The sequence below is a fragment of the Streptomyces sp. MB09-01 genome, from assembly GCF_033794505.1.
In the GTDB taxonomy this organism is placed as follows: Bacteria; Actinomycetota; Actinomycetes; order Streptomycetales; family Streptomycetaceae; genus Streptomyces.
Genome location: NZ_JARAYQ010000048.1, coordinates 12,969 through 39,224, shown reverse-complemented (window position 1 = coordinate 39,224; position 26,256 = coordinate 12,969). Strand labels below are relative to the sequence as shown.

The following is a 26,256-nucleotide window of genomic DNA, read 5'->3' as shown; positions in this document are numbered from 1 at the left end:
CCTGCGCGGGGCCCTGCGTGCGGCCGGTCTCGGTGCGGCCGCCGCGGCGGCCGCACCGAGACCGGCCGCACGCAGGGCCCCGCGCAGGGCCGCGCGGCGGCCTGGATGTGAGAGCACCTGCCCATTTAAGGGGCGGATGACCCGGAAGGTAATGATTGACCCAATTCGAGACGTTCACCAGAAGGGGCCGAACGAGTGGTCGATCCTCTACGTGATCAACGATTCACTCAGAGGTTCCGATAGTTATTCATCGATTGCGAGGTGAGTGGCCCACCTCACCTAGGATTTAGCTAGAAAGTCTTACGATTTGCACACTTATGTCCAACTAGGGACTTTTGGCGTTTGGACCCTCGTCTGCCATAGTCGGAAGCACGACTTCCCCATTGACCCGAGCGAAGTCACCACGCCGAGGATCACACCCCCTTCGATCCTCGGCGCACCCATGAAGCCCCCCACCGCCCCACCGCGGCGCCCGGGGGCTTCAGGCGTTCTGGCGGTCGGCGACCCGCATCTCGAACCAGGTGATCTTGCCGCGCGGCAGCAGGTCGGCGCCCCAGCGGTCGGACAGTTTGTCGACGAGGAAGAGGCCGCGGCCCGTGGTGTCGAGTTCGTGGACCGGCATCAGACAGGGCAGCCCGCGCGAGGGATCGCGCACCTCCACCCGGATCCAGCCGCGGCGGCGCAGCATGCGTAAACCGAAGGAGCGGGCCCCGGTGTGCCGCACCGCGTTGCCGACGAGCTCCGAGACCAGCAGGACGGCGTGCTCGGCGATCTGCGGCGAGAGGCCCCAGAGGCGGATCACCACGCACTGGGTGAGCCGGCGCGCGGTGCTCGCCGACTCCGGCATGGACGGCAGCGTCACTTCCGCCTCGGCCGGATTACCGTACAACTCCAGCGCTTTGAGGCCCTGTTCGTCCTCAAGAGCCGCCGTGAGCCGTACCGCCGAAGCGCTGCCGCGCTGCCGCGGCTGTTCCACACCCTCCAGGCCCGCCATGCACCCATCATGGACGGCCGACCTCCCCCTCCGGGCCGTTCCAGAGGAAAACACCCCCCGGTTTCAACGAATCCAAGGGGGTGCCCTGTCATATGCAGGAGGCAACAAGGGGGCTTGAATACCCAGTTTGACCTGCGGTGACACACCGCAGGGAATTGATCACCGTGAGTGGATCAATGTTTCTGCTTAAGGCTGCCTTAAGGCCTGGCTAATCCACCCACAGGGAGGACCGGCGTCGCGCTCAGACGAACTTCGCCTTGCCCGGGCCCTCTTCGACGAAGCTGCGCATGCCGCGCTCGCGGTCCTCGGTGGCGAACAGGCCCGCGAACCAGTTGCGTTCGATGGTGAGGCCGGTGTCGATGTCAGCCTCCAGGCCGGCGTCCACGCACTCCTTGGCGGCGCGCAGCGCCATCGCCGGACCCTGCGCCAGCTTGGCGGCCCAGGCGTGCGCCTGCTCGTACACCTCGGCGGCGGGCACGACCCGGTCGACCAGGCCCAGGGTGAGCGCCTCGTCGGCCTTCACCATGCGTCCGGTGAAGATCAGGTCCTTGGCCTTGGACGGGCCGACCAGCCGGGACAGCCGCTGGGTGCCGCCCGCGCCCGGGATCAGGCCGAGCAGGATCTCGGGCTGGCCGAGCTTCGCGTTGTCCGCGGCGATCCGGTAGTCGGCACACAGCGCGAGCTCGCAACCGCCGCCCAGCGCATAGCCGGTGATCGCCGCGACGACCGGCTTGGGGATGCGGGCGACGGCGGTGAACGCGTCCTGGAGCCCGCGGGACCGGGCGACCATCGCCGCGTGGTCCATCGTCTGCATCTCCTTGATGTCCGCGCCCGCCGCGAACACCTTCTCGCCGCCGTAGATGACGACCGCGCGGACGTCGGCCCGGTCGGTCGCCTCCACCGCGAGCTCGCGCAGCCGGTCCTGGGTGGCGATGTCCAGGGCGTTCATGGGCGGCCGGTCCAGGCGGAGGGTGCCGACGCCTTCGGAGACTTCGAGAGAGAGGGTCATACGGGCCAGGTTAGCGCCGGTTAACGTGAAGTGGCCCGGTGCTGTGGGTCACAGCACCGGGCCACTTCACGGGGTACGGGACCCGCTTACTTGATCCACTCCGCCCAGTCCATGTTCCAGCCGTTGAGGCCGTTGTCCGGGGCGATCTGCTTGTCCTTGGAGTTCTTCACGACGACCACGTCGCCGATCAGGGACTCGTTGAAGAACCAGGCGGCGGGCTGGTTGTCGTCGCCGGCGCCGCGGACGTCCTTGAGGCCGACGCAGCCGTGGCTGACGTTCGCCGAGCCGAAGGTGCCGGCGGAGGCCCAGTAGTTTCCGTGGACGAAGGTGCCCGACTGCGACAGGCGCATCGCGTGCGGGACGTCGGAGATGTCGTACTCGCCGCCGAAGCCCACGGTCGCGCCGTTCATCCGGGTGACCTTGTACTTCTCGCTGATGACCATCTGGCCGTTGTAGGTGGTCGTCGACGGGGCGCCCGCGGTGATCGGGAGGGTCTTGATGACCTGGCCGTCACGGACGACCTGCATCTCCTTCTCGCTGGCGTCCACCGTGGAGACCTGGGAGCGGCCGATGGTGAAGGTGACCGTACGGGTCTGCTTGCCGTACACGCCCGGGCGGCCTTCGACTCCGTCGAGGGCGAGCTTCACGGTGACCTTGGTGCCCGCGGCCCAGTACTTCTCGGGGCGGAAGTCCAGGCGGTCGTTGCCGAACCAGTGGCCCTCGACCGGCACGGCCGGCTCGGCGGTCACGGTGATGGCCTTCTCGACGGCCTCGGGGTTGGTGATCCCACGGGTGAAGTTGATCGAGACCGGCATGCCCACGCCGACGGTCGCGCCGTCCTCGGGCGTGTAGTGGCCCACGAAGGTGTTGGTCGGCGTCAGGGTGGTGAAGGTGGTGTCCTTGGCGGACTCCCGGCCGGCCTCGTCCTTGGCGACCGCGTGCACCTTGTACTCGGTGGCGGAGGCCAGGTGACGGGCCGGCTCCCAGCTCGCCCCGTCGTCGGCGAGCTTGCCCTCGACCGCGTTGCCCTTGGTGTCGGCGACGGTCACCGTGGTGAGCTTGCCGCCGGTGCTGGAAATCTTCAGGACGCCGCTGGTGGCGACCTCCTTGGCCCCGTCGTCGGGCTTGACGCTGACGACCGCCTTCGAGGCCTCGGTCCCGTTCTTCGCGCCGCCCCCGGCGTTGTCGCCGCTGCCGCTGCTGTTACTCCCGCCACCACCGCTGCACGCGGTGGTGAACAGCAGGGCCGCCCCCAGCAGAAGGGCCGGCAGGCCGGTGCGGGCGCGGCCGCGTATCGGCTGCAGGTTCACTCTTGTTCTCCCCATGTCCCCCGCGCGCGGACAGTCGCGCGCTTGTCGACAGGAAATCACATGGGCAGATCACGATGAGCCACGGTCTTGTCACCGTTCCGTCCCAACTGCCGCGAATCGGCCGGGACGGCTTGCGGGTCAGTCCTCGGTACCCGGTTTGGCGCCCCAGACGTAGACGGCGTCGCCCTGGGCGAGCAGGTCCCACAGGCGCTTCGCGTCCGGTTCGGTGAGGTTGACGCAGCCGGCGGAACCACCGCCTTCGTAGAGGGATCCGTGCGTGCCGTGCAGGGCCTGGCCCCCGTCGAAGAACTGGGCGTACGGCATGGGCACGTCGTACAGCGTGGAGACGTGGTCCTTGCTGCGCCAGTACACCTCGTGCCATCCGGCCCGGGTCTCCTGGTAGTCGCGGCCGGTGCGGATGGGCACGGGCGGGAGGACGACGCTGTCGCCCTTCTGCACCCACAGCAGCTGGCGGTCCATGTCCACACAGGTGACGCGGTGTTCGCGGACGGGGCAGTCGCCCGCGGCGTTGGGGTCGGGACGGGCGGTCACGACGAGCATCGTGCGGTAGGTGGCCAGGCCCGGGTAGCCGTCGGCGGGAGTGACGCCCTTCGCACGCTGGAAGGCGCGGACGGCGTGGCAGTCCGCCGAGGACTGCACCCCGTCGACCGGCCGGCCCAGGTGGTGCTCCAGCTCCCGTTGGTAGGGGCCGGTGCCCGCCACGCACGCGCTCTCCGGTTCCGCCGGGGCGGCCGCCGCCTGGGGCGCCTGCAGGCACGCCAGTGCGAGCAGGCCTCCGGCTGCGGCCACGCGTGCTGTCGGGCCTGTCCCCTGACGTCCGGCCATCCGGGCCTCCTCGGGTCTGCGAGCGCGGCGGTCGCAGCCCAGCCAACCCGACGGGCGGGGGTCCGGCCCGCGCTGGTGCGCCGGCCGGGTGAGGAGGTCACCGCACCGGCGCAGCGGTGCCGCGTGCCAGGCCCGGCGCCCGTCGTCCTCCTAGTCCTTGTCCGCGTCCTCGTCCACCGTGGGGATCCGCTCGTGGCGCTTGTTGAGGTAGGTGACCACGAGCCGCCGGCCGACCGTCCCGTCCAGCAGCAGGGGGCCGGTCACCGGGTCCTCCGGCAGCACGTAGCCCTCGGGGACGTCCGTCTCCACCAGGAAGTACCGGCCGTCGGCGAGCCCGTCGAAGTCGCAGGTGCCGCCGGCGTCGGTGGCACAGCCCGGCCTCGCCCGCTGGTCGGCGTCGATGCCCCTGGTCTGGAGGCGGGAGGTGCCGTTGGTCTCCTTCCAGAGCTCGAACACCGCGCCGTGCAGCGGCGCACCGGTCTTCCCGTCCTTCTTCCGGACCCGGATGGCGCCGGTGTACGCCGCGCCCTCCCGCCGGTTCGCGACGTTGAGGACGAGACCGTCCCGGGCGGCGGCCTCGCCCAGGTTGAAGCCGGTGACCGGTTCGTCCGGCCGCTCGTAGCCGGCGGGGACCGCGGTCTGCACCCAGTAGTACGTCTCCCCGGTCGCGAGCTCCACGGTGCAGGTGCCCTTCGCGTCGGTCACGCAGACGCCGTCGTGCTGTTCGTCCGCCCGACCGGTGCGCTGTGGCCCCTCCAGGTCGTTGGTCTCGCGCCACAGCTCGAACCCGGCCCCGGACAGGGGCGCTCCGGTGTCCAGGTCCGTGCTGCGCAGCACCACCCGGGCGGTGCCGCCGGCCGCCGCCGGCGGGGCGGCACCGGCCGGCGCCGCCGCGACGATCACCACCGCGGCGGCGAGACCGATCGGCCACACGCTCGTCGTCCAGGCTGTCATGCCACTCCGTCCGTCGTACGGGGCCGCCCGTGGGTGCTCGCACCGGAGCCGGGGCAGCCGGTCCAGCGGTCAGGGGGCCGGGGCCTTGCCGACATGACCCTCCGTCCCTTCTCCGCTCCCTGGTGCGCCCTGACAGGCTGGGGGCAGGGGTCGGAGGATCGGGGCGCGGACACCCTGCGCTACGGCATTCCGATCACACAAGTCACTCGTGCGGGGGCTCCGTGGGGCGTTCAGACGATGGCGGAACCGGCCACCCAGTCGGCCCAGGACATGTTCCAGCCGCCCAGCCCGTTGTCGGCGGCGACCGTCTTGTCCTGCGAGTTGACGACCTCCACCACGTCCCCGATCAGGGTGCGGTCGAAGAACCAGCCGGCCGGGGTGTCGGAGCCGCCGCCCTTGTCGTCGCGCAGGCCCACGCAGCCGTGGCTGACGTTGGTGCTGCCGAAGGTGTCGGGGCTGGACCAGTAGTTCCCGTGCAGGAAGGTCCCGGAGGAGGTGAGCCGCATGGCGTGCGGGACGTCGGGGATGTCGTACTCGCCGCCGAAGCCCACGGTCTGGCCGTTCATGCGGGTGACGTCGAAGAGCTCCATCACCACCATCTTTCCGTTGTACGTCGTGGTCTTGGGTGCCCCGGCGCTGATGGGCACGGTCGACAGCAGCTCCCCGTCCCGGCGGACCTCCATGGTGTGCGCGGCCGCGTCCACCCGGGAGATCTGGGAGCGGCCGACGGTGAAAGTGACGGTCTTGGACTGGATGCCGTACGAGCCGGGCGCGCCCTCGACGTCGCGCAGGTCCATCTTCACGGTGACCTTGGTTCCGGCCTTCCAGTACTCCTTGGGCCGGAAGTCGAGCCGGTCCCTGCCGAACCAGTGGCCGACGACCTGCACGGCCGGGTCGGAGGTGACGGTGATGGCCCGTTCCACTTCGGCCCGGCGTTCGATCGAGCGGTTGAACTTGAAGGAGACGATCATGCCGGTGCCGACGGTGGAGCGGTTCTCAGGCTTGAAGTAGCCGATGAACCGCTCCTCGGGAACGTAGGTGGTGAAGGTGGTGTGCCGGGCCTGGCGGCGGTTGTGCCCGTCGAGGGCGACGGCGTCCACGGTGTACTTGGCCGCGAGCGCGAGCCGGCCGGAGTCCAGGTCGGGGCTCCAGCTGAGCCCGTCGGCGGCGATGGCGCCGGGGACCTCCTCCTCCTGCGCGTCCTCCACCTTGGTGACGACGACCCGCTCCAGCCGGCCCTCCGGCACGGTCACCGTCAGCCGCGCGTCGGCCTGGACCCCCTTGGCGTTGTCGTCGGGGGTGATGCGGATGGCCTCGTCCGGCGAGCGGGGTTTGCCGGGCAGCTGGATCTCGACCGGCGACTTGCCGTCCTGGGTGCATCCGGCCAGCCCGCCCAGCAGGCCCGCCCATGCCGCCACGGCGGCCAAGCCCGCCCCTGCCCGCCTCGTCAGAAGTGTCACGATCCCTCCAACGACCGGGCCCCTCCGGGGGAAACGTGAGCGCGTGGCACGTTCCGGGCAGAACAGTCCGGGCAGAACAGTGTGAAGGACCAGACGGGGGCGGGCCCAGGCCGGGACGCCGGGGCCGCACTCCCCCTCCCCCCGCAGGTACCCAGGAGCCGTGGAGGCGGGCAGTGTCGAGCGCAGCCGAGCAAGAGGCGGTGGAAGCCGTCGGCAACGCCGTCGATGCGGTGCGGGGCGGCCAGGCCGCGCCCGTACCGCAGGTCGACGGCCATCCGGACGGACGGCCGAACGGCGGTCAGCCGAACGGCCGTCCGGGCGGTCATCCGAACGGCCAGATCAGGGGGCAGGTGTTACGGACCCCCACGCGCCCGGGACCACCGGTGTGGCCGGGGTCCTCGCATCCCCTGGGCGCCCGGTTCCACCACGGTCCGGACGGGACCGCGGGCACCAACTTCGCCCTGTGGGCGCAGGGCGCGGAGGCGGTGGAGCTGTGCCTGTTCGACTCCGAAGGCGCGGAGACCCGGTGCTCGCTCACCGAGCTCACGCACGAGATCTGGCACGGCTTCGTCCCGGGCGTGCGCCCCGGACAGCGGTACGGGTTCCGGGTGCACGGGCGCTGGGACCCCTGGACGGGCGCCCGGTTCAATCCGGCGAAGCTGCTCCTGGACCCGTACGCCCGGGCCGTCGACGGGGACTTCACCCTGCCGCCCGAGGTGTACGGGCACGTCCGGGACTGGCCGCAGCAGTACATCGCGGACACCGTGCGCGACGACCGGGACTCGGCGCCGTTCGTCCCGAAGGGCGTGGTCGTCCACGATGACGACGACTGGGCGGACGACGTCCGGCCGAAGACCCCGTGGGCCGATTCGGTGATCTACGAGCTGCACGTGCGCGGCTTCACGATGCGCCATCCGGGTGTTCCGGAGGAACTGCGCGGCACGTACGCGGGACTCGCCCATCCGGCGGCGGTCGAGCACCTGACGAAGCTGGGCGTCACGGCGGTCGAGCTGCTGCCGGTGCACCAGTTCGCGCACGAGGACCACCTGCTGCGCCGGGGGCTGCGCAACCACTGGGGCTACAACTCGATCGGCTACTTCGCCCCGCACGCGGGGTACTCGTCGAGCGGGACGACCGGCCAGCAGGTCGGGGAGTTCAAGCGGATGGTCCGGGCCCTGCACGCGGCGGGCATCGAGGTGATCCTCGACGTGGTCTACAACCACACGGCGGAGGCGGGCGAGCTGGGTCCGACCCTGTCGCTGCGGGGGATCGACAACCGGGGCTACTACCGGCTCCAGTCCGACCAGCGCCGCTACGCCGACTACACGGGCTGCGGGAACACCCTGCACGCCGGGCGCCCGCACGTGCTCCGCCTGATCACGGACTCGCTGCGGTACTGGGTCACGGAGATGGGGGTGGACGGATTCCGCTTCGACCTGGCGGCGGCGCTGGCCCGCTCGATGCACGACGTGGACATGCTGTCCCCGTTCCTGGCGGTGATCGCCCAGGACCCGGTGCTGCGGCGGGTGAAGCTGATCGCCGAACCGTGGGACGTGGGCTCGGGCGGCTACCAGGTGGGCGCGTTCCCCCCGCTGTGGACGGAGTGGAACGACCGCTACCGGGATGCCGTACGGGACTTCTGGCGGGGCGCGCTGCCCGACGTACGGGATCTCGGGTACCGGCTGTCGGGGTCGAGCGACCTGTACGCGTGGGGCGGGCGGCGCCCGTACGCCTCGGTGAACTTCGTGACCGCGCACGACGGTTTCACCCTGCGCGACCTGGTGTCCTACGAGCGCAAGCACAACGAGGAGAACGGGGAGGCGAACCGGGACGGGACCAACGACAACCGCTCGTGGAACTGCGGGGCCGAGGGCGAGAGCGACGACGCCCGGATCGGGGCGCTGCGCCGTCGCCAGCTGCGGAACCTCCTGACCACCCTGCTGTTGTCGACGGGGGTGCCGATGCTGGTGGCGGGCGACGAGTTCGGGCGCACGCAGGGCGGGAACAACAACGCCTACTGCCAGGACAACGAGACGGGGTGGGTGGACTGGTCGCTGCTGGAGGACCCGGCGTGGCGGGAGCTGTTCGCGCTGACGGAGCGGCTGATCTCGCTGCGGCAGGCCCATCCGGTGCTGCGGCGGCGGGCGTTCTTCTCGGGGCGGCCGCAGGGGGCGGACGGGCTGCGGGACCTGGCCTGGTTCACGCCGGCGGGCGCGGAGATGACGGAGCGGGACTGGTACGCGCCGGCCGCCGCGCTGGGGATGTTCCTGTCGGGGCGGGACATTCCGGGCCGTGACGAGCGGGGCCGGCAGGTGACGGACGACAGCTTCCTCGCGCTGCTGCACACCGGGGACCGGCCGCTGGCGTGGGTCCTGCCGGGGGCGCCGTGGGCGGAGGCGTACGAGCTCGTCCTGGACACCTCCCTGGAGAGCCAGTCCGCGGTGCCCGGCACCCGGCACCGCGGCGGGGAGACGCTGACGGTCCCGGCGCGCTCGGTCCTGCTGCTGCGGGTCTGCGGGTCCCCGTCGCGGGGGACGTCCGTGTGAGGAGGCGGCGGCCCGCCCCGTGCGCGCCGCCGCGGACCCGACGGCGGCGCCTCCGGGCGTCCGCGGACATCCGGAACGACACCCTCGTTCGCCCTGCGATGATGTGTTCGACATCGTTCTGAGGGGGTCCCTGCATGGGCAGAGTCAACACCGCGCTGCAGGAACTGCGCGGGGCGCAGAAGTCGGCGAAGGGGGTGTCGCTGTATTCGCGGTTCGTCAACCGGCCCGTCGGGCGGTACCTGGCCGCCGGTTCGTACGCGCTCGGGCTCACCCCGAACCAGGTGACCCTCATCAGCGCCGCCTTCAGCTTCGCCGCCGCGGCCGCGGTGGCCCTGTGCGCACCCTCGTGGGGGCTGGGGATCGCGGTGTGGGCGGCGCTCGCCGTCGGGTTCGCCTTCGACTCCGCGGACGGGCAGCTGGCCCGGCTGCGCGGGGGCGGGAGCGCGGCCGGCGAGTGGCTGGACCACGTCGTGGACGCGGCCAAGCTCACGGCGCTGCACTCGTGCGTGCTGATCGCCTTCTACCGTTTCCCTGAGGAGTACAGGACGACGGCCGACGTCTGGCTGCTGGTGCCGCTGGGCTTCCAGTTCGCCTCGGTCGTCACCTTCTTCGGCGGGCTGCTGACCGAGAAGCTCAAGCCGAAACCCGCCCCGGGCAGCCCCGCCGCCGCCCCGTCGACCCTGCGCGCGGTGGCCCTGCTGCCCGTGGACTACGGAGTCTTCTGCCTGGTCTTCCTGCTGCTCGGCGGCGGGAAGCTGTTCGTCTGGACGTACGCGGGACTGGGCGTGGTCGCCGGACTGTTCCTGCTGGCGTTCCTCGCGAAGTGGTTCCGGGAGCTCAGCGCCGTTCCCCGGTGACCTGACCGGGGAGGGCGGGGGGTTCCGCGAGCACGTCCAGCGCCCGGCGCAGCTGGGTGCTGGAAGTGTGCACGGTGTAGGGGAAGTAGACGACGTCGACGCCGTGGGCGGCGAAGTCCTTCTCCAGCCGGTCGCCCTTGGGCGTGCCGCGCCAGTCGTCGCCCTTGAAGATGACGTCGAAGCGGACCTGCTTCCAGGTCTCCACCTTGTCGGGGACGGTCTCGACGAAGGCGGCGTCGACGTACTTCACGCTGCGGACGATCTCCAGCCGCTCGACGAGCGGGATCATCGGGCGGCGTCCCTTGGCCAGTTCGGCCATCTCGTCGGAGACCACGCCGGCGACGAGGTAGTCGCACTGACTGCGGGCGTGCCGAAGGATGTTCAGATGCCCGATGTGGAACAGGTCGTAGGCCCCCGGCGCATAGCCGACTCGGTACGGTCTGCGCTCCGGCGCGCCAAAGTCGGACATGTCATGCTCCGTCATCTGTTATCCCCAGCGGCCGCACCCCCCGGTGCAGCTGATTAGCAGACAATAGCGTGCACGTTCCGCAGCACGCGGGTGAACGAATAGGGTGACGTGCGCATCATCCAGGGGAAGAGGGGACGCACGGTGTCCAGATCCGGTCAGCGGCGCATGCTGCTGGTTTCCACCAATTACGCTCCGGAGCACGCGGGGATCGGCCCGTATGCCACCCAGATCGCGGAGCACTGGGCGGATCTCGGCCACGAGACCCACGTCCTCGCCGGCATGCCGCACTACCCGGCGTGGTCGGTCGAGCCGGAGTACAAGGGGGCGCTCCAGCGCACGGAACAGCGCGCGGGCGTCACCGTGCACCGGCGCGCGCACACCGTACCGCCGCGTCAGACCGCCGTGAAGCGGGCCCTGTTTGAAGGATCGATTCTGCTGCACGGCGCCGTGGCACCGCCCCGGATGCCCAAGCCGGACGCGGTCCTCGCCCAGATGCCCAGCCTGGCCGGCGGGGTGCTCGCCGCCCGGCTCGCGGCGCGCTGGAAGGTCCCGTACATCCCGGTCGTCCAGGACCTGATGGGCGCCGCCGCGGCGCAGAGCGGGATCAGCGGCGGCGACAAGGCGGCGGCGATCGCCGGCCGCGCCGAGGCCTACGCCCTCAAGCGGGCCACCCTCGTCGGCGTCATCCACGAGACCTTCGTGGACCGGGTCGTCGGCATGGGCGTGGACCCGGGCAGGATCCGCCTCGTCCCCAACTGGTCGCACGTGGCGGCGCCCACCAAGCCGCGCGGCGAGACCCGCCGCCACCTCGGATGGGGCCCCGGCGAGACCGTCGTCCTGCACTCCGGGAACATGGGGCTCAAGCAGGGGCTGGAGGTCCTCGTGGGCGCCGCCCGCCTGGATCCGAATGTCCGCTTCGTCCTCATGGGGGACGGCAGTCAGCGCGCGGCGCTCGCCGACCTCTCGGCCGATGTGCCGAATCTGGACATCATCCCCCCTGCCGCGGACGGCGAGTTCCCGGATATCCTCGCCGCGGCGGACGTACTCGCGGTCACGCAGCACGCTGCCGTGCTGGACATGAGCGTGCCGTCGAAACTCACCTCCTACTTCCGGACCGGCCGTCCCGTCGTCGCCTCCGTGGCGGCGGAGGGCGGCACCGCCCAGGAGGTGGAACGCTCGGGCGCAGGGGTGCTCGTACCGCCGGAGGACCCCGAGGCCCTGCTGAAGGCCGTACGGGCCCTGGCCGAGGACCCCGAAGGCGCGGACGCACTGGGAGCGGCCGGACCCCGCCACGTGGCGGCCCATCTGAGCCGTGAAGCGGGCCTGGCCCGCATCGACGCACTGATAGACGAAGCACTTGGGGGACCCCGGCCGTGATCGAGACGAACCGCCCTGCAGCGGCACCGGCCGACGACGAACCGGATCTCCTCAGAGACCAGTTCCGGCAGCTCCTGCGCTACCGCAGGCTCATCGGCGCGGGCATCGGGATCGGCCTGCTGGGCGGCGTCTACCTCGGCATCTCCACGGCCGACACCTACGTCGCGACCGCCGACGTCGTGCTGCGCGCGCCCACCGACGACCCGTTCAACCCGAGCCTCGCCCCCGACAAGGCGATCAACATCGGCTCGGAGCGCCAGGTCGCGCTCAGCTCCTCCATAGCCAACGAGGCGGCGAAGAAGCTCGGCGTGACCGCGTCCGGCTTCGCCGCCCTGCGCAGCGGTCTGCAGGTCACCAACCCGCCGCAGACCATGGTGCTGCGCTTCACCTACACGGCGTCCTCCCCCAAGGAGGCCGCCAAGCGCGCCAACGCGATGACCGAGGCGTACCTGCTCAAGCGGCAGGAGTCCCTCGACGCCACCCGCGACAAGATGGTCAAGGGCTACAAGGAGCAGCGCGACCCGATCGCCAAGCAGCTCGACGAGCTCTCCAAGGAGATCGCCCGGATGCCCGCGGGCGCCGGGCGCGACGCGGCCAGCTCCGCCAAGACCGACCTGCAGAGCGAGGTCGGCGGGTACAACACCAAGATCACCAAGCTCGAAGCGCTCGACATGACCCCGGGCCGCGTCACCAGCGCCGCGACCGCGCCTCCCGGAGCCGACGGCCCCGGCATCCTGATGTCCCTCGCGCTCGGCGCGGCCGTGGGCCTCGCCCTCGGCCTGCTCGCCGCCTGGGTCCGGCTCGTCTTCGACCCCGCGCCCCGCTCCGAGGGCGACGTGGCACGGGCCCTGCGCGCACCCGTGCTCGGCTACCTGCCCCGGGACCGGACGGGCGGCGGGCCGCTGCTCGCCGCCGGCGAGGCGGATCCCCGACTCGCCGAGGAGTACCGCTCGGTGGCCTTCCGGCTCGCCTACGACTCCCGCTTCGCCGACCGGCGCCGGCTGCTCGTCGTCGCCCCGCGCGGCAGCAGCGAGACCGCCGCCGCGGTGGCCGTGAACCTCGCCGCCTCCTTCGCCGAGACCGGCAAGGACGTCCTGCTCATCGAAGCCGACCTGCGCACCCCGGTCCTGGCCAGCCAGTTGCCGACGGACGCCGGCAGTCGGCCGCGCTGGAGCCAGACCCCGGGCGGTCAGAAGGGCGGCGGACGGCACTCCGACTCCGAGTGGCCCGACGGCCGCCAGCTGGTCGTGGACGCCGGCGAGTCCGGCTCCTTCGACCTGATCCCCGGCGAGCGGGCGCGCAACGTGCCGCGCGCGCTGACCTCCCCCCGCGCCACCCAGCTCATCTCCGAGGCCGACTCCCCCAACGCGACCGTCGTCGTGCTCGCGCCGCCCGTGCTCTCGTACGCCGACGCCCTCGCCCTCGTCGACCGCGTCGACGGCGTCCTGGTCGTCTGCAACCCGCGCGGCGTCCACCGCTCCGACCTGTCCCGGATCCGCGAGCTCATCAGCGGCGCCGGCGGCACGGTGCTCGGCGCGGTGCTGCACGCCCCGCTGCCCGGCGAGAAGCGCGGCCGCGGCAAGGACAAGGTCACCGCTCCCGCCCCCGCCGCCGGCTCCCCGGCGAGCGGGCCGCAGCCGCCGCAGCCGATCCCCTACGAAGTGGCCGAGCCCGAGCAGCACATCCCCGGTGACGGCACCGACACCGTCGCGCTGCGCACCGTGCGCATGGGCCGCAGATGAGCCGACGCGGCCTCGCCGCCGTCGCGTCGGTCCTCGACCAGGCCGCCTCCAGCGCCACGAACATCCTGGTGCTGGTGCTGGCCGCCCGGCTGTCCTCGGCAGCCGGGTTCGCCGACTTCTCGATGGTGTACGTGACCTTCAGCGTGCTCCTCGGACTCAACATGGCCTACGTCGGCCAGAGCCTCGTCCTGGAGAAGGGCCAGGGGCTCCCCCCGGACGAAGCCCGGGGGAGGCTCGGCGCGCTGTGCCGCTCCGCCGTCGGCTTCACCGGGGCCGCGTCGGCCGCCGTGGGCGCGCTGCTCGTGCTGGTGGGCCTCGCGCTCCCCGGCACGCCCGGGCGGGCCTTCCTCGCCCTGGGCCTCGTACTGCCGCTGGTGCTCCTCCAGGACGGGCTGCGGTACTGCTTCTCGGCGCTGCGCGCCCCCGAACGGGCGCTGGCCGCGGACGCGCTGCGTCTGGTGTGCGTGGTCGCGGCGCTCGCCGTGCAGCCCGAAGGGGCCCCGGCGGGCCGCCTGGTACTGGCCTGGGGCCTCTCCGCGGTACCCGCGCTGGCGCTGGGGCTCTGGCTGCTGCGGCCGTACGTCCGCGGCGCCCGGGCGGACCTGCGGCCCTATCTGCGGCGGGGTCACCTCGGGCAGCGGTTCGTGGTCGAGTTCGCGGTGGGCAACGGCTCCAGCCAGCTCGCCGTACTGGGCCTCGGCGTCTTCGCGACCCCGCTGGCCGTCGGCGCACTGCGGGGCGCGACCACCCTCTTCGGGCCGCTGAACGTGCTGTTCAACTCCGCGAACGCCTTCGGGCCCCCGGTGCTCGGGCGGCTCGGCGGCCAGCGGGCCACGGTGCGGGCGACCGCGCTGCTGGGCCTGGTACTGGCCGTGGTCGGCGCGGGCTGGGGGGCCGTGCTGTACGCGCTGCCCGACCGGGTGGGCCGTCAGCTGCTCGGCGGCACCTGGGAGGCGACCGCCGGGCTGCTGCCGGCGACGGGGGCCCAGTACGCCGTGATGGGGCTCGGCACCTGTGCCCTGCTGACCCTGCGGGTGCTGGCGCCGAAGGCCACGCTGTCCTTGCAGGTGGTCTTCTCGCTGCTGTCCGTGGGGCTGCTGCTGGGCGGCTACGCGGTGGGGGGTGTGGCGGGCGCCGCGTGGGGCCTGGCGGCCGGCTCGGCCCTCAAGGCCCTGGCCGCCTGGTGGCGCGTCACCCGCCTGCGAGTCCCTGCCGCGCAGGACCGCGCACCCGAGCCGACCCCCGTCGCCTGACCCGCTGCCCGCCGTTTCCCGGGCTCTGCCCGGCCCCCTGAGGGGGCGGAGCCCCGGCGGTGGCGGCGCGTCAGCGCAGGGTGGTGGACTTGTCCGTGCGGTACGTCGCGACCAGCGCGAGGCAGAGGGCGGCGATCGCCACGCGGCCGGACGCCTGGAGCAGCGGTCCGCGCAGCAGGATGAAGGAGTAGCCCGCGACGAGCGGGACGACCACCGAGATCAAACTGCCCGGCGGTGACCGCCGCGTGGCCCGCTTCGCGTAGCGCCGGTCGACGCGGGCCGAGGCGTACCCCATGCCCAGCAGCCCCGCGCCCATCCCCAGCGGCCCGAAGTCGAGCCACAGCTCCGCCCAGATCGGGGAGGAGAGGTTGGTGTTGACCGTGCCCATCCACTGGCCGACCATCACGCCCGTGTCCCGCGGCTTGCCCTCCCAGACCGAACGCGGCACCGCGAAGAAGATCGACCCGGCGAGCTGGCGCCCGTAGAAGTGCCCGGGGCCCGACTCCGAGAAGGTGATGGTGTTCGCGAACATGCCGATCTGGTCGTAGTCCTTGAGCGCCATCGGCTCCAGGAACGAGGTGGTCTCGACCGGACGGTAGTTCTTCTCGTCGTACCGGAAGCGGTCGGCGAAGGGGAAGATCAGGAGCGCGACGACCACCGCCATCGACAACGCCACCCGGTACATCGCCGCGCTCACCGGGAAGACGGTGAAGAGCAGCGCGAACATGACCGTCAGGAACCAGTACCGCGGGTTCGAGATCGGGTTGTTGACGATCAGGTTGAGGACGGCGAGCGCCGCCCACGTGACGATGATCGACACCTTGCGGCGGGCGAACTTCGAGGTGATCAGCCAGCGCGTGTAGAGGAGCAGCGCGAGCAGGGCCGGTACGGTGCCGAAGCCGCGCAGCAGGGCCTGCCCGGCCTGTCCGTCGCCGTTGGAGACGCCCGCCTCCTGGATGCCGGCGATGATCTCCTGGCGGCTGGAGAAGAAGACCGCCGGACCGCCGAGCTTCATGATGAAGACCGCGCTGCACCCGAAGGACAGGATCGTCAGCAGCTGGAGGCGCCGCCGGTGGGTCATGACCGGGCGCGACTCCTTCTGTGAGCCGCCCGCGCGCCCGGCCGGCCGGTGACGGGCCAGCAGCACGCCGACGTCGAAGGCCGTGCACCCGAGCAGCACGAGCCCGATGGCGGCGGTCAGGTCGGAGCGCGGGCCGACGACCGGCGTCGGGACCTGGCCGAGGACGGCCTGCGCGAGCGGGGCCACGCCCATGGCCATGTAGACGAAGAGCCAGAAGGATCCCTGGAGGAGCTTGCGGCGGCTGGTGAGCACCATCGCGGAGAGCCGGGCGCCCGCGTACATGGTGAGCAGCAACTGGAGCCAGAAGGCCGCGTCACGGGCGCCTGCGCCCGTCTGGACGGCGACGAACAACGGTAGGAAGACGGTGAATCCGAGCGCGAGCGGAACGGACAGCGCGCGCGAGAGCAGCGTGCGGGGGAGGGTGGCCCGGCCCCACAGGCTCTCGTCCTCGAAGGGGGACGGGCCGGCCGGCTTCGCGGGCGCTGCGGAGGGCTTGTGCATGTCCGTCGTCACTGCCGCCCCCACCCGATGTGCCTGGTCCGCGCGCAGTCTAGTCTGAGCGGGCCGCGCCCGGGGAGGCCGCGGCCGAGAGCACGATGGGGGCTTCTTTTGCGTGATCTTCCTGCCTTCACGCTGGCCGGATACGACAAGGGGCGCGGGCTGCTGACGCAGGCGCTCTGGTTCGCCGTGATGAACACGCTGTTCATGAGCTGGTTCTGTCCGGCGCGGCTGCGGGTGGCGCTGCTGAGGGCCTTCGGCGCGAAGATCGGCGAAGGCGTGCTGATCCGCCACCGGGTACGCGTGCTGTGGCCGTGGAAGCTCACCGTCGGGGACCACACCTGGATCGGTGAGGGCGCCTGGCTGCTGAACCTCGAGCCGGTGACGATCGGTTCGCACGTGTGCCTCTCGCAGGAGGCCATGCTGTGCACCGGCTCGCACGACCACCGGGCCGCCGACTTCCGCTACCGCAACGCGCCCGTCACCATCGAGGACGGCGCGTGGGTGGCGGTACGGGCGACCGTGCTGGCCGGGGTCACGGTGGGCCGCTGCGCGGTCGCCGGCGCGGGCTCGGTCGTGCACAAGGACCTGCCGGAGCTGACCCTGCAGACCCAGGACGGGCAGCGCCGCCCGGTGGAGGAGCCCAAGTGAGTGCCCCGCTGCGCGTACTGCACGCCGTCACCCTGCACTCCCCCTCGCACGCCTTCGGCGGGCCGGTCCGGGTCGCGCTGAACCTGGCGAAGGGCCTGCGCGCCCGGGGCCACGAGGCGCGGCTGCTCGCGCTGGGCGAGGGCTTCGACGAGTGGCCCACCTCGGTGGAGGGCGTGCCGGCGAAGCTGTTCCCGGCCCGCCGCCTGCTCCCCCTCGGCTTCAGCGGGATGACCTCGCCGGCGCTGCTGGCCTCGGCCGGGCGCCTCGTGCGCGAGGCGGACGTCGTCCACGTCCACCTGGCCCGGGACCTGGTGACCCTACCGGTGGCCCTGGCGGCGCTGCGGGCGGGGAAGCCCCTGGTGCTGCAGACCCACGGGATGGTGGACCCGAGCCAGAAGCTGCTCGCCAAGGTGCTGGACGCGGTGGCGGTACGCCGGCTGCTGCGCGGCGCGGACGCGCTGCTGTACCTGACCCCGCACGAGCGGGAGGGCCTGGACGCGGTGGTGGGCGCGCCGCTGCCGCAGGCGGTCCGCCTGGTCAACGGGACCCCGGCGCAGGAGGAGCGGCCGCAGCCGGTCGGCCCGCCGCGGATCCTGTACTCGGCGCGCCTGCAGTCCCGCAAGCGGCCGGTGGACTTCGTGGACGCGGCCCCGGCGGTCCTGGCGGCGCACCCGGACGCGCACTTCGTGGTCGCGGGCCCGGACGAGGGCGAGCTGGGGGCCGTACGCGCCCGGATCGGGGCGCTGGGCCTGACGGACCGGTTCACGGTCCCGGGGGCACTGTCCAGCGCGGAGGTCCTGGCGGAGCTGCGCCGGGCCCACGTGTACGTGCTGCCCTCGGTGGACGAGCCCTTCCCGATGTCGGTGCTGGAGGCGCTCTCGGTGGGCGTCCCCTCGGTGGTCACGCACTCCAACGGCCTGGCCCGCGACGTCTCGGGGGCCGGCGCGGGGCACGCGGTGGATCCCGGTCCGGCGGGCGTCGCCGCGGCCGTCCTGGCCCTGCTGGACCCGGCGGCCAACCGCGAAGCCTCGCTGGCGGCCCGCGAACTGGCCGCGGACTCCTTCTCCATGGACGCGGTCCTGGACACCCTGCTCCCGGTGTACGAGGGCGCGCTGCGCGGGTGAGGCCCTGCCGCGGCGTCAGATGACGTCGCGGCGGTGTTCCTCCACCACGGGTATCGCGCCCGCGGTCCGGCGCCGCTTGTAGATGCTGGTGTACACGGCGAGGCCGATCCCGCCCACCGCCATCATGATCAGACCGACCAGGTCGAGGTTGACGCTCTCCATCTCCCAGTCGCTGGCGAAGGTGAGGATGGCACCCACCACGATCAAACCGATGCATCCGCCGATGCCCATGAGCCTGCCTTCCGCTGTGGTGGCTGTGACCGCGCGGATACCCCGGTCCGGAGCACGAAAACGCCCCCGGGGGCCGGGAGTCCGGCCCTCGGGGGCGTTCGTGTACTTCCGCAGGCTCCTGCGGTGTTACGCGGGGATCCAGGCGTAGCAGCCGGAGGAGTTGAACTCCGCCGTGCCCGCCGGGATCGTCGCCGTGATCTTGTCGCCGGCCTTGAGCGGGGCCTCGGGGCCCGAGACGAGGACGGCGCCGTCCTTGCCCTTGGCCTCCCACGTGCAGTTCGTGGCCTGGGTCAGCGCCCGGTAGCTGCCCGCCGCGGGCGACTTCCGGGGGCCTTCGGCGAAGCCCTTCTCCGCCGCGGCGAGGACCGGCTTCTGGTCCGGGCACAGGTACGTGATCGCGTCCTTGGCCCCCGGGATCTCCCCGGTGATGACGGCCCCGGTCGCGGCGTCCTTGTCGCGCTTCGCGGTGCGCGCCACCCGCTGGCAGGCCTCCTGGCCGGTCTGCAGGACGGCCGCCGGGTCCATCTTCTCGGGGACCCGCCCGCTGAGGTACTTCTTCTCCTGGTCCGTGAAGCTGCCCGTCTTGGGGGTGAGCTTCGCGTCGGGGAGGACCGGGCCCGTCGGCTTCGCTTCGGCCGCGGGATCCGCCGCGGCCGGGGTGGCCGGGGTGTCCGCGGGATCGGGGGCCGCCGACGAGGCCGGAGGCTTCGCCTTCACCCCGGAGTCGTCCCCGCCCGAACTGCAGGCGGTCAGGGTCAGGGCGGCGGTCAGCAGGACAGCGGCCGCCGCGGAGCGTCGGTACATCGGATGGCTCCCGTACTACTTACAGGGGTGGGACAGGCGTGCGGGGCCCGGCCACGTAGAGCCGGGCCCCGCACGCCGTCAGGCGGTTGCTTCGGTGGTCGCTACTTCGCGCCGAAGGTGAGAACCAGCTGCGGAGTACCCTCCGCCGCCGTGGACTCCGAGGACCAGATCCACAGCGGGTCGGTGCCCGTGCTCGTCAGGCCCAGGCTGTAGCTGCCGCCCAGCACCGCGGAGACCGCGGCGGTGTCCAGCTCGACGCTGTGCACGGCCGAGCCGTCCGGCACGCCCGCGATGCTGCCGAGCGGGGTGGTGCCGAGGGTGGGCTTGGTGTTGAAGGTGGTGCCCGCGCCGCTCCAGGTGCCGGTGACCGGAACCACGGAGACGGTGTCGGCCGTGCCGGCGCCCGCCTGGGTGGAGGTCTTGATCTGCAGCGAGGCGGACTTCAGGACCTGGCCGGCCGGGGCGGCCGGCAGGTCGAAGCGCAGGTACGTCTCGTACGCCGAGGTGCCGCGCACCGCGAGCGAGGTGGACGTGCCGTAGGCCGTGCTCGGGGCGCCCTGGTTGATGTAGGTGTCCTCGGTCGCCTTGACCGCAGAGACCGAGTCGGTGGGCGCCTTGGCCAGGTCGAAGTGGTTCTTGACCTGGGCGGCGGTGAGCGTCGTCGGGTAGACGGCCGTCTCGTCGAGCTGACCGGCGAAGAAGTTGCTCGTCGGGCGGGTCGGCCAGCCGGAGAGGTTGTCACCGCCGGCGTGCCAGTAGCCCGCGTAGGTGGCGTTGCTGGTGGCGTTCAGCGTGCCCTTGTTCTGGCCGTCGACGTACAGCGTGATGCCGCCGGGGCCCTGGGTGCCGACCACGTGGTGCCACTTGTTGTCGTTGTACGTCTCGAACAGACCCGTGGAGACGGTCCGGGCCGAGCCGTTGTAGACGCCGAAGACGAGGCGCCCGGTGTTGGTCATGTAGATGTGCCGGTCGTACGAGCCGCTGTTGCGCGTGGTGTTGTTGCCGAAGCCGATCAGCTTGCCGCCGCGCGTGGTGTTCGTCTTGAACCAGGTCTCGACGGTGAACGTGTTGCCGACCGTCTGACGGCGGTCGCCGTGCACCAGCTGGCTGGTCCCGTTGAAGCCCATCGCCGTGCTGGCGCCGGAGACCGCACCGGGCGTCTGGCGCAGGGCGGGCGCGTTGAACTGGACCCCGCTGTAGTTGCCACCGGTGGAGGAGTCGGCCACGTACGGGCTGACGGTGTCGTCGTAGCGCCAGTACAGGTTGGCGCCGTCCGCGCGGACCTGGTTCGGGTACGACTGGACCGAGGTCGGGATCGTCACCGAGGCAACGGCCGACAGGGCGCTGGTGTTGCCCGCGTCGTCGGTCGCGGTCACCCGGTAGGTGTACGACTGGCCGGCCTTGACCGTGGCGTCGGTCCAGGAGGCCTGCGGGCGCTCCCACTCCAGCGAGCTGGCGGTGACCGTCGCGGCCGGGGTGGCCGAGCCGTTGCGGTAGATACGGTACGTCAGCTTGCTGTCGTCCGCGTCGTAGCTGGTGCGCCAGCGGACCTGGGCCTCGCCGGGCTTGACGCTCGCGGCGCTGGCCACCGGGGTGGTCGGGGCGCCGACGTCGCCGGTGGAGGCGAAGCGGGTCAGACCCTGCTGGGCCTTGCCGTTGATGAGGGTGAACTCACCGCCGACCCACATGTACTTGACGTCGTTCTTGTCGGCCACGGCCATGACGCGCGGGCCGATGCCCTCGCCGAGGCCGTCGTTGGCGGTGGGGTGCCAGCCGAGCTTGCCGGGGCCGCGCACGAACCCGTCCACGGGCGCGGGGGCGGCGCCTTCGTGGTTGGTCGGCTGGGCCAGCAGGAAGTTCCGCTTGCCGTCGGGGAACTCCAGCTCGGTGGAGCAGTCGTGCGCGTGCGAGGAGCTGTAGAGCACTCCCTGGTACGGCAGCACGAACTGGGTGGCGCCGAGGCAGCGGTCGCGCCACTTCTCGGTGAAGTCGCTCAGGCGCAGGCCTATGCGGCCGTCGAAGACGCCGCCGCCGGAGCCCTCGTGGCCCGTGTAGAAGCCGGTGTCGTCGGTGGAGATGTCCTTGACGACCGAGTTCGACGGGATGTTGCCGTACGTCTTGGTGACCGCGCCGGTGGTGGCGTTGACCACGGCCAGGGCGTGGCTGTTGGAGCCGTTGACCGTGAAGAAGTCGCCGCCCAGCAGCACGTTCTTGCCGTCGGGGGTGACCTCGACGGCGCGGCCCGGCTCGTCGACGTTGGCGACGAAGGGCTTGAGCACACCGGTACCGGCGTCCACGGCGGCGAACCGCTCGCGGGTCTGGCCGTCGACGGCGGTGAAGTCGCCTGCCGCGTACAGGGTGTCGTCGGTGACGGCGAGTCCGCGCACGGTGGCGGGGAAGCCGGGGTGGAACGATGCCTTGGGGGTGCAGCTCGCGATGTCGATCGCCGCGAGGCTGGAGACCGGGGTGCCGTTGACGGCGCCGAAGTAGCCGCCCGCGTACAGGGTCTTGTTGTCCTTGGAGACGACCAGGGTGCGCACGGTCGCCGTGCCGTCGCCGACGGTGAAGGCGAGCTTGCAGGCGGTGGGCTTCCCCGTCGCGGCGTCGAGCGCGACGAAGTTGACGGCCTCCTGCTCGGCGCCCGCGGCGCCCTCGGGCGGACGCACCGCCGAGAAGGTGCCGCCGGCGAAAACGGTGCCGTTCGCCTGGGCCATGGCAAAGACGATGCCGTCGGGCTGCCAGGTGGGCAGCTCGTCGGCGGTGAATGCCACCGGCGGCGTGATGGCGGACGCCTGAGGCATCAACACCAGGCCTATGCCGGTGCCGGCACCGGCCAGTGACAGGACGAGGGCAGCAGTCAGCCCTCTGGATCTACGCATGAGCCCCCCAGGGCAATCGCCCGGTTTGATGGCTGGAACTATCCGAACAGCCATATGTACGGGCGCAGACTAGGGCTCACGCGAGGGCCTGGTCACCTCTCTTGACCCATTGCATACCAACTTGGAATCAATGGTTCAGCATGGAGGGTGCACAACGGACATATGACAGGGTTTGACCCGGCCACACCCACAGAGAACTGCGCGAATGGCCGGGACACGGCAAATCGTAGGGGAAATATAAGGCCTCAGCGGTCGATACGGACCGTCACGCCCGCCAGTTGGTCCTCGACCTGCCGAATGTCGGCGTCGACCATGATCTGCGCCAGCTCCGCGACCAGGACCGACGGCTTCCAGCCAAGCAGGTCATGGGCCTTCGAGGCGTCGCCGATGAGGGCGTCGACCTCGCTGGGGCGCTCGTACTTGGCGTCGTAGCGCACGTGCTCGTTCCAGTCGAGGCCGGCGTGCGAGAAGGACGACTCGACGAACTCGCGGACGGTCGCGGCCACTCCGGTGGCGACGACGTAGTCGGTGGGCTCGTCCTGCTGCAGCATCCGCCACATGGCGTCCACGTACTCGGGGGCGTAGCCCCAGTCGCGCACCGCGTCGAGGTTGCCGAGGTAGAGGTGGTCCTGGAGACCGGCCTTGATGCGGGCGACGGCGCGGGTGATCTTGCGGGTCACGAAGGTCTCGCCGCGGCGCGGGGACTCGTGGTTGAAGAGGATCCCGTTGACGGCGAACATGTCGTACGCCTCGCGGTAGTTCACCGTGGTCCAGTACGCGAAGACCTTCGCGGCGCCGTACGGGCTGCGCGGGTGGAACGGGGTCCCCTCGTTCTGCGGGGGCGGGGTGGCCCCGAACATCTCCGAGGACGAGGCCTGGTAGATGCGGGTGTCGACGCCGCTGGCCCGGATGGCCTCCAGCAGCCGCAGCGCGCCGAGGCCGGTCACGTCGCCCGTGTAGAGCGGGGCGTCGAAGGAGACGCGGACGTGGGACTGGGCGCCGAGGTTGTAGACCTCGTCGGGGCGTATGTCACGGAGCAGGTTCACCAGCGCGACGCCGTCGGAGAGGTCGGCGTGGTGCAGGACGAAGGACCGGTTGGCCGTCTGCGGGTCCTGGTAGATGTGGTCGACCCGCTCCGTGTTGAAGCTGGAGGACCGCCGCACGAGCCCGTGCACCGTGTAGCCCTTGGAGAGCAGGAGCTCGGCGAGGTACGAGCCGTCCTGCCCGGTGACGCCGGTGATCAGTGCGGTCTTGCCCATACGGTCCCCCTGGGGATGGTTTCGGTCAGTTGTGATGAGCGGGGCGCCCCCACCCGTTCGAGGTCCCGGCAGGCAGACGGCCCGGCGCACCGGCCGGAACCGGGGACTGGATGCGTACCGTACACGCCCGGTCCAGGCGCCTTTGCGGCGGATTCCTCCACACCCCGCGCACACGGCCCGCACACCGCCGCCACCAGGGGCCGTGCGGGAGAGCGGCGGCGCGGGCGGGCCCGGGTCCCGGACCACTGCGACCTCCGCGGGAGCGGACTGGCATCATCGGCGGTATGACAAGTTCGCTGCCGCTCCTGCCCCCGAACGCCCGCGTCTTCGTCGCGGGCCACCGCGGCCTCGTGGGGTCCGCGGTCGCCCGGCGGCTGACCGCCGACGGCCACGAGGTGCTCACCCGGGGCCGCGCCGACCTCGACCTGCGCGACGCCGCCGCAACGGGTGCGTACCTGAAGGACGTCCGACCGGACGCCGTCGTGCTGGCCGCCGCCAAGGTCGGCGGGATCATGGCCAACAGCACCTACCCGGTGCAGTTCCTGGAGGAGAACCTCCAGATCCAGCTCAGCGTGATCGGCGGCGCGCACGCCGCGGGCGTGGGCCGGCTGCTGTTCCTCGGTTCGTCCTGCATCTACCCGAAGCTGGCCCCGCAGCCCATCCGCGAGGACGCCCTGCTGACCGGCCCGCTGGAGCCGACCAACGAGGCCTACGCCCTCGCGAAGATCGCCGGCATCGTGCAGGTCCAGTCGTACCGCAAGCAGTACGGGGCCTCGTACATCTCGGCCATGCCCACGAACCTCTACGGCCCGGGCGACAACTTCGACCTGGAGACCTCGCACGTCCTGCCCGCCCTCATCCGGCGGTTCCACGAGGCCGCCGCCGAGGGCCGCGAGGAGGTCACCCTGTGGGGGTCGGGCACCCCGCGGCGTGAGTTCCTGCACGTGGACGACCTGGCCGCCGCCTGCGCGGTGCTGCTCGGCAGCTACGACGGCGACGAGCCGGTCAACATCGGCTGCGGCGAGGACCTGACCATCAGGGAACTGGCCGAGACGGTCGCCGAGGTGACGGGCTTCCAGGGCCGGCTCGCCTGGGACACGTCCAAGCCGGACGGGACCCCGCGCAAGCTGCTGGACGTCGGCCGCCTGATCTCGCTCGGCTGGAAGCCCGCCGTCCCGCTGCGGGACGGGATCGCCGCCACGTACGAGTGGTGGCGCGAGCAGAGCTGATCGCACGGGCGGCCTCGATGCTCCGGTGCCTAGTACGCTCCGCGTCCGTCGACGACGGCGCGGAGGGTACGGCCCATCACGTCGACATCGCTGGTGAAGGACCAGTTGTCGACGTACTGCAGGTCGAGCTGGATCGTTTCGTCCCAGGACAGGTCTGACCTGCCGCTGATCTGCCACAACCCCGTCATCCCGGGCCGCACGGTCAGCCGCCGCAGTTCGACCTCGTCGTACTGGGCCACCTCCTCCGGCAGCGGCGGGCGCGGGCCGACCAGCGACATGTGGCCGGTCAGTACGTTGACCAGCTGCGGCAGTTCGTCCAGCGAGGTGCGGCGCAGCAGCCGGCCCACCCGGGTCACCCGGGGGTCGCGGCGCATCTTGAACATCAGGCCGTCGTTCTCGTTCGCCCCGGACAGTTCGGCCTTGCGGGCGTCGGCGTCCATCACCATCGTGCGGAACTTCCACATGACGAACGGGACCCCGTCGCGGCCGATGCGCTGCTGGCGGTAGAAGGCCGGACCGCGCGAACCGAAGCGGATGGCCAGCACGATCCCGAGGAAGACCGGTGCGAGCAGCAGCAGCCCGGCCGCGGCTCCCACCCGGTCCAGGGCCGACTTGAGCAGGGTCTGCACGCCGCGGCCGACCGGGGGCGCGACCCGCAGCACGGCCAGTCCGCCCGCGGACAGGGTCTCCAGCCGCTTGACGGAGACCTCCACCAGCCCGGAGAAGACCGCCAGTTCCAGCCCGGCGTCGTGCAGGGCCCAGGCGACGCGGCGCAGCCGCTCCCCCGTGATCCGTACGCCGGGGGCCACCAGCACCAGGTCGGCGTGGTGGCTGCGGACGGCGCCGAGCACGGCTGCGGAGTCGCCGGCCGGGGCCTCGGGCATCGTCTCGTCGAGCCGGCCCGCCACGGGCACGCCGCTGGACAGGGCCCCGGAGCCGACCGGGACCACGCCCACGACCACGTACGGGTGGTCCGTGCGGGCGGCGAGGTGCGCGATGACGTCCTCGGCCGCGTCGGGCTCGCCGACGACGAGGACCCGGCTCACGGCCTGGGCCTCGCGGCGGGCGGCCGAGAGGTGACGGTAGGTCAGCTTGTGACAGGCGACGGTGATGAGCAGAGCCGGCAGCAGGGCCCCGAGGGCGGACAGCCGGGGCGTGTCCTCCTCGGTCACCACGCGGACAACGGCCAGCACACCGATGAGAATCAGCCAGTCATGGACGACGGGCAGCACTCCGCGCGACTCCCCGAGGGCGCGGGCCGCGTACCGCCGGCGCAGCGCTTGGACCCCGGTCCACGCCACGGCGGCGGCAAGGGCGCAGTAGAGGGGCCGGACCTGCTGTGCGGCATCGAAGACGAGCCCTACCGGGAGGGCTGCGCCGAAGAAGTCGGCGGTGACGGCGGCCGGGCGGTACCAGCGGGCCTTGTCCCCGAGGCGCCGGGCGGACCCGACGGAATCATGGGCCGCCCCGGCCACTCTTTGCGCAGGAAAATGGACATGCCTCATGGGCCCCCCTGGCACGTGGTCTATGACAGTGGCGGGTGTCCATGGCTTCCCCTGGCAACGGACATCTGCCGCACCGGGAAACAGTACGACAAACACCCGTACGGTAAATGCCGTTTGGGTCAACGCAGCCTCTTGTTGCGCAAGTGTTAGCAACCGGTATCAGCCGTTCCGTATACCG

General features: G+C 71.7%; 21 protein-coding genes. 8 read left to right on the top strand and 13 right to left on the bottom strand.

The genetic code is table 11. The annotated features are described in order from the left end of the window. Nucleotides 1–481 precede the first annotated feature (481 nt). The 6 genes from PV721_RS13310 to PV721_RS13285 all read right to left on the bottom strand — a co-directional run bounded on the left by PV721_RS13310 (nt 482) and on the right by PV721_RS13285 (nt 6,564). Nucleotides 482–994 (bottom strand): ATP-binding protein, encoded by a 513-nt coding sequence (locus PV721_RS13310; protein ID WP_319723615.1) that lies wholly within the window; start codon nt 992–994, stop codon nt 482–484. A 241-nt stretch (nt 995–1,235) separates the two neighbouring features. Continuing rightward, nucleotides 1,236–2,003, bottom strand: a complete 768-nt coding sequence (locus tag PV721_RS13305) for an enoyl-CoA hydratase/isomerase family protein (protein WP_319723613.1) — start codon at nt 2,001–2,003, stop codon at nt 1,236–1,238. Nucleotides 2,004–2,089: 86 nt separating this feature from the next. Then, nucleotides 2,090–3,328 carry a L,D-transpeptidase gene (locus PV721_RS13300; protein WP_416371090.1) on the bottom strand — a complete coding sequence of 413 codons (1,239 nt, stop codon included), beginning with the start codon at nt 3,326–3,328 and terminating at the stop codon, nt 2,090–2,092. A gap of 123 nt (nt 3,329–3,451) precedes the next feature. Continuing rightward, nucleotides 3,452–4,159: a L,D-transpeptidase family protein gene (locus PV721_RS13295; RefSeq protein WP_319723611.1), complete on the bottom strand. Its 708-nt coding sequence runs from the start codon at nt 4,157–4,159 to the stop codon at nt 3,452–3,454. Between the two features lie 150 nt (nt 4,160–4,309). Beyond that, the gene (locus PV721_RS13290) at nt 4,310–5,113 is read right to left on the bottom strand and encodes an MSCRAMM family protein (RefSeq protein WP_319723609.1); all 804 of its coding nucleotides are present in this window, start codon (nt 5,111–5,113) and stop codon (nt 4,310–4,312) included. 230 nt (nt 5,114–5,343) lie between these two features. After that, nucleotides 5,344–6,564 carry a L,D-transpeptidase gene (locus tag PV721_RS13285; RefSeq protein WP_319723625.1) on the bottom strand — a complete coding sequence of 407 codons (1,221 nt, stop codon included), beginning with the start codon at nt 6,562–6,564 and terminating at the stop codon, nt 5,344–5,346. Between the two features lie 182 nt (nt 6,565–6,746). On the opposite strand from PV721_RS13285, the gene glgX reads away from it, so the two are divergent. Further along, on the top strand, nt 6,747–9,119 hold the full coding sequence (gene glgX, locus PV721_RS13280) for a glycogen debranching protein GlgX (protein WP_416371089.1): 2,373 nt from the start codon (nt 6,747–6,749) through the stop codon (nt 9,117–9,119). Between the two features lie 134 nt (nt 9,120–9,253). After that, entirely contained in the window at nt 9,254–9,976 is a 723-nt protein-coding gene (locus PV721_RS13275; protein WP_319723607.1) for a CDP-alcohol phosphatidyltransferase family protein, read from the top strand. On the opposite strand, the gene PV721_RS13270 is transcribed toward PV721_RS13275, so the two are convergent. Then, nucleotides 9,957–10,445: an adenylyltransferase/cytidyltransferase family protein gene (locus PV721_RS13270; RefSeq protein WP_319723606.1), complete on the bottom strand. Its 489-nt coding sequence runs from the start codon at nt 10,443–10,445 to the stop codon at nt 9,957–9,959. The two genes, PV721_RS13275 and PV721_RS13270, sit on opposite strands and share 20 nt — an antisense overlap. A 165-nt stretch (nt 10,446–10,610) precedes the next feature. Between PV721_RS13270 and PV721_RS13265 the strand changes: the two genes are divergently transcribed. From PV721_RS13265 to PV721_RS13255, 3 genes are read left to right on the top strand one after another with little or no spacing between them, the layout of a single operon-like run. Continuing rightward, on the top strand, nt 10,611–11,822 hold the full coding sequence (locus PV721_RS13265; RefSeq protein WP_319723621.1) for a glycosyltransferase: 1,212 nt from the start codon (nt 10,611–10,613) through the stop codon (nt 11,820–11,822). After that, nucleotides 11,819–13,564 carry a lipopolysaccharide biosynthesis protein gene (locus PV721_RS13260; protein WP_319723605.1) on the top strand — a complete coding sequence of 582 codons (1,746 nt, stop codon included), beginning with the start codon at nt 11,819–11,821 and terminating at the stop codon, nt 13,562–13,564. Before PV721_RS13265 ends, PV721_RS13260 begins: the two co-directional genes overlap by 4 nt. Further along, nucleotides 13,561–14,817: a hypothetical protein gene (locus PV721_RS13255; protein ID WP_319723603.1), complete on the top strand. Its 1,257-nt coding sequence runs from the start codon at nt 13,561–13,563 to the stop codon at nt 14,815–14,817. Before PV721_RS13260 ends, PV721_RS13255 begins: the two co-directional genes overlap by 4 nt. Before the next feature lie 70 nt (nt 14,818–14,887). On the opposite strand, the gene PV721_RS13250 is transcribed toward PV721_RS13255, so the two are convergent. Beyond that, nucleotides 14,888–16,399: a hypothetical protein gene (locus PV721_RS13250; RefSeq protein ID WP_319723619.1), complete on the bottom strand. Its 1,512-nt coding sequence runs from the start codon at nt 16,397–16,399 to the stop codon at nt 14,888–14,890. Between the two features lie 108 nt (nt 16,400–16,507). On the opposite strand from PV721_RS13250, the gene PV721_RS13245 reads away from it, so the two are divergent. Both PV721_RS13245 and PV721_RS13240 read left to right on the top strand, forming a co-directional pair. After that, on the top strand, nt 16,508–17,047 hold the full coding sequence (locus PV721_RS13245; protein ID WP_319723602.1) for a WcaF family extracellular polysaccharide biosynthesis acetyltransferase: 540 nt from the start codon (nt 16,508–16,510) through the stop codon (nt 17,045–17,047). A gap of 8 nt (nt 17,048–17,055) precedes the next feature. Further along, nucleotides 17,056–18,171 (top strand): glycosyltransferase, encoded by a 1,116-nt coding sequence (locus PV721_RS13240; RefSeq protein WP_319723617.1) that lies wholly within the window; start codon nt 17,056–17,058, stop codon nt 18,169–18,171. 15 nt (nt 18,172–18,186) lie between these two features. Here the strand turns inward: PV721_RS13240 and PV721_RS13235 are convergent, their stop codons facing one another. The 4 genes from PV721_RS13235 to gmd all read right to left on the bottom strand — a co-directional run bounded on the left by PV721_RS13235 (nt 18,187) and on the right by gmd (nt 23,344). Then, a complete protein-coding gene (locus PV721_RS13235) occupies nt 18,187–18,402 on the bottom strand; it encodes a DUF6458 family protein (RefSeq protein WP_031148400.1) in 216 nt (71 codons plus the stop codon). A 126-nt stretch (nt 18,403–18,528) separates the two neighbouring features. Next, entirely contained in the window at nt 18,529–19,206 is a 678-nt protein-coding gene (locus PV721_RS13230) for a hypothetical protein (RefSeq protein WP_319723600.1), read from the bottom strand. A gap of 101 nt (nt 19,207–19,307) precedes the next feature. After that, on the bottom strand, nt 19,308–22,085 hold the full coding sequence (locus PV721_RS13225) for a DNRLRE domain-containing protein (RefSeq protein WP_319723599.1): 2,778 nt from the start codon (nt 22,083–22,085) through the stop codon (nt 19,308–19,310). A gap of 245 nt (nt 22,086–22,330) precedes the next feature. Beyond that, entirely contained in the window at nt 22,331–23,344 is a 1,014-nt protein-coding gene (gmd, locus tag PV721_RS13220; RefSeq protein ID WP_319723598.1) for a GDP-mannose 4,6-dehydratase, read from the bottom strand. Between the two features lie 284 nt (nt 23,345–23,628). On the opposite strand from gmd, the gene PV721_RS13215 reads away from it, so the two are divergent. Next, a complete protein-coding gene (locus PV721_RS13215) occupies nt 23,629–24,573 on the top strand; it encodes a GDP-L-fucose synthase (protein WP_319723597.1) in 945 nt (314 codons plus the stop codon). A 29-nt stretch (nt 24,574–24,602) separates the two neighbouring features. On the opposite strand, the gene PV721_RS13210 is transcribed toward PV721_RS13215, so the two are convergent. Further along, nucleotides 24,603–26,078: a sugar transferase gene (locus PV721_RS13210; protein ID WP_319723596.1), complete on the bottom strand. Its 1,476-nt coding sequence runs from the start codon at nt 26,076–26,078 to the stop codon at nt 24,603–24,605. Nucleotides 26,079–26,256 lie beyond the last annotated feature (178 nt).